4 protein-coding genes are annotated in these 3,029 nt (G+C 62.8%); all 4 read left to right on the top strand.

The window, feature by feature from the left end; all coding sequences use genetic code 11:
• Nucleotides 1–68 precede the first annotated feature (68 nt).
• Nucleotides 69–494, top strand: coding sequence for a DUF3775 domain-containing protein (locus tag ACXJ7R_RS28890; protein ID WP_184874603.1), 426 nt, complete (start codon nt 69–71; stop codon nt 492–494).
• Between the two features lie 189 nt (nt 495–683).
• On the top strand, nt 684–1,703 hold the full coding sequence (locus ACXJ7R_RS28885; RefSeq protein ID WP_457154808.1) for an extensin-like domain-containing protein: 1,020 nt from the start codon (nt 684–686) through the stop codon (nt 1,701–1,703).
• 117 nt (nt 1,704–1,820) lie between these two features.
• Nucleotides 1,821–2,627 (top strand): extensin-like domain-containing protein, encoded by an 807-nt coding sequence (locus tag ACXJ7R_RS28880; RefSeq protein WP_457154807.1) that lies wholly within the window; start codon nt 1,821–1,823, stop codon nt 2,625–2,627.
• An 85-nt stretch (nt 2,628–2,712) separates the two neighbouring features.
• On the top strand, nt 2,713–3,029 hold a 317-nt coding region (locus tag ACXJ7R_RS28875), incomplete at its 3' end, for an LssY C-terminal domain-containing protein (protein WP_457154806.1).

Raw genomic sequence — 3,029 nt, 5'->3', positions numbered from 1 at the left:
GAGAACATCAGGTGACGGATGCTGCAAATCCGCTATCATTCAAGCAAACGACCTGACGGAGACGGAATGTGCAGCGGCGCCTTGAAAAGGATTGGGAGCTTTCGATCGGCCCCGACACCGTGCGCCTGTTCATCCTCAAGGCCAAGGCATTGAGTGCGGCCGTCAATGAAGACTATGCCGGTGGCGCCGAGCATGAGGTCGAACTCGACGGCGAGGCCCATGCCAACCACCATCATGACGGCCTCGCCGAGGAAAGTTCCGAAAACCTCACCGAGGAAGAACTGCGTGAGTTGATCAACGACCTCAATGTCGATGAGGCAGCCGAACTCATCGCCTTGGCCTGGATCGGTCGCGGCGACTACGATGGCACCGAATGGGCGGATGCGCTTGCCGCGGCGCGCGAACGCGCCAACAAACGCACGGCGAAGTATCTGCTTGGCATGCCGCTGCTTGCCGACTGGCTGGAGGAAGGGCTGGAAGCGATCGGCGCGTAACATCGCGGTTACCGTTCGTGATGGGGCCAAGGCAACCTCCTTGCGTCCGCGCCGTTGACGGCCATGGGGTCGATTGTCTTTTCCCAAACCTGCAGGATTGCACTGGTCGTAGCCATCGCGGCTGTGCTTGTTACGCCCGCCGACGCGAGACATCGGCACCGGCACCACAAGCCCCAGGTGGAGCAGTCGATGTCGCTGCGTGCCGACCAGCCGCTGGAACCGCGGGGCAAGCATCGGCTGAAACGCCGGGGCTCTCAGCACGTCACGCCGGGCCCGACAAAGATACAGCAGAAAACGCAGGATCCGTTGACATCACCAGCTGACGTTCCGGTGCCGGAGCCACGTCCCCTAGACGCGCAGAAGGCCGACGTTTCAAAGAAGGACGAGCTGAAGACGCAAGCTCCAAAGACCGGCGGAGCGGCTGACCGGCTCAATGAAGAAAAGTCGCATCAAAAAAAGCCGGCGCGCCCCGAACCATCGGCCGATACGGAAAACGAACCGGAGCCGCCTTCCGTGGCGCCGACGCCACCACCAAAGGCTGGGACCGTGGAGCCCGAGGTTGAGCCGCCGGCCGTCACCCCGCAGCCGCCGCAAAAGCCGGCGGATGCAAGCGACGAGAAAATGCTGCCCGACCCGCGCTCGGCCGATTTCCCCGACGAGAAGATGCCCGACGAGGAAGTCGCTTGCCGCGAGCGGCTGAAGACGCTCGGTGTCGAATTCGAGGAACACAAGGCAGAAAGCAATCCCGACATCGGCTGCTCGATCCCCTATCCGATCGTGCTGAAGACACTCGGCAAGTCGATCGCCATTGGCCCCGGCACCGAGCTCAATTGCCCGATGGCCGAAGCGGCGGCGCGTTTCGCCGCTAGCGTCATCCAGCCGGCGGCGAAAGCCGAATTCGGCGCGGATCTGCAATCGATCGGCCAGGCATCGGCCTTTGTCTGCCGGCCGCGCCACGGCACGAGAAAACTGTCGGAACACGCCTTCGGCAACGCGCTCGACATCGCCAGCTTCACGCTGTCGGACGGCAAGAAGATCGAAGTCGGCCCGGCGCCGCCGGAAAAGGACGCGAAATTCCTCAACGCCGTGCGCAAGGCCGCGTGCGGACCGTTCAAGACCGTGCTCGGACCAGGCGCCGACCCCGACCATGCCTTGCATTTCCATCTCGATCTCGAACCGCGCCGGCATGGCGGCACCTTCTGCCAGTGAGCCTGGTGGGCCGACACTGCATGCCGCAATTCGGCCGCAGGCATGAACACGGGCGCTGAGTTTTCCTTTACCCTTGATCGTTAAAATGCCGGATATCCGTGAATGGGATTTCCGCCAATGGTCGGCAAATTTCGCGTCGTGTTTTCCACCGCCGCGCGCCAATCGAAAAGTGCTGCGATGGTCGCCGCCGGCCTTGCCCTCGCGGCGGTTTCGGCCTGCAACACCGGCAGCGTGCTGTCACTTGAACCGGCCGTCGATGTCGGCTCGCAGACCGCTGCCGTGCCGCAATACACGGGCATGCAGAAGCTTGTTCCGTCCAATCCCTATATGACGAGCGCCGCCTATCCGCGCATGGATGAGCCGATGTCGCCTGTCGAGCAGATGCCGGCCAGCGAAACCGACTGCCGCCAGCAGTTGAAGCGCCTCGATGTCGCCTACACCGACCTGGCGCCGATCCATGAAGGTCAGTGCGGCATCGATTATCCGGTCAAGGTCTCGGCCATCGGCAGCATCCAGATGAAGCCCGCCGCCACGCTGACCTGCGACATGGCAGCGACCTTCGCCGGCTGGACGAAGAACGAACTCGTTCCCTCCGCCCGCTGGCGCTATTTCTCCGGCGTCAAGACCATCCACCAGGGTTCCAGCTATTCCTGCCGCAACATTGCCGGCGAAGGTGTGCTGTCGGAGCACGGTAAGGGCAACGCGCTCGATGTGATGAGCATCGAGCTCAACAATGGCGACGACATCGACGTGCGCAAGCCCGGCCTGTTCGCCTTCCGCACTCGCGGTTTCCTCAACAATGTGCGCGCCGACGGCTGCCAGTATTTCACCACCGTGCTCGGCCCCGGCTACAATTACGACCACCGCAACCACTTCCACTTCGACATCAAGAACCGCAGGAACGGTTATCGCGCCTGCCGCTAGAGCGTCGGACAACAGCATGTCGACGCCCTTTGCCGGCGAAACACGACATCGCATAGAGTGATGCCGGAACGTTCGGGCGACGGTGATGAGCCAGCGAAGTTTTCGGCGACGCATTGCAATCTGGGTGGCGGCCTTCCTGGCCGCCTATCTGGCGCTCGCCTATTTCGCCGCGCCGGAATTCTGGACATTCCGGGATCGCGGCTTTCGCACCCAGCGCTTCGAGATGGTGACGCACACGCCGCAGGGCATTCCGGGTGATCCGATCAATGTCGGCCTTGTCGGCACCAAGAAGGAAGTGGTCCATGCCTTCGCCGTCGCCGGCTGGGACACTGCCGACGCGGTGACCTTGACGACCGCGATCGAGATCGGTGAAAGCGTGCTCTTCGACCATCCCTATCCCGA

It is taken from the genome of Mesorhizobium sp. P5_C1 (assembly GCF_054049815.1).
The sequence above is the reverse complement of the archived record's forward strand: the minus strand, read 5'-3'. Positions and strand labels throughout refer to the sequence as shown.

Bases quoted from the DNA above. Each gene is read 5' to 3' on its own strand.
- ACXJ7R_RS28885 (WP_457154808.1), top strand. From the start codon at position 684: ATGTCGCTGCGTGCCGACCAGCCGCTGGAACCGCGGGGCAAGCATCGG.
- ACXJ7R_RS28880 (WP_457154807.1), top strand. From the start codon at position 1,821: ATGGTCGGCAAATTTCGCGTCGTGTTTTCCACCGCCGCGCGCCAATCG.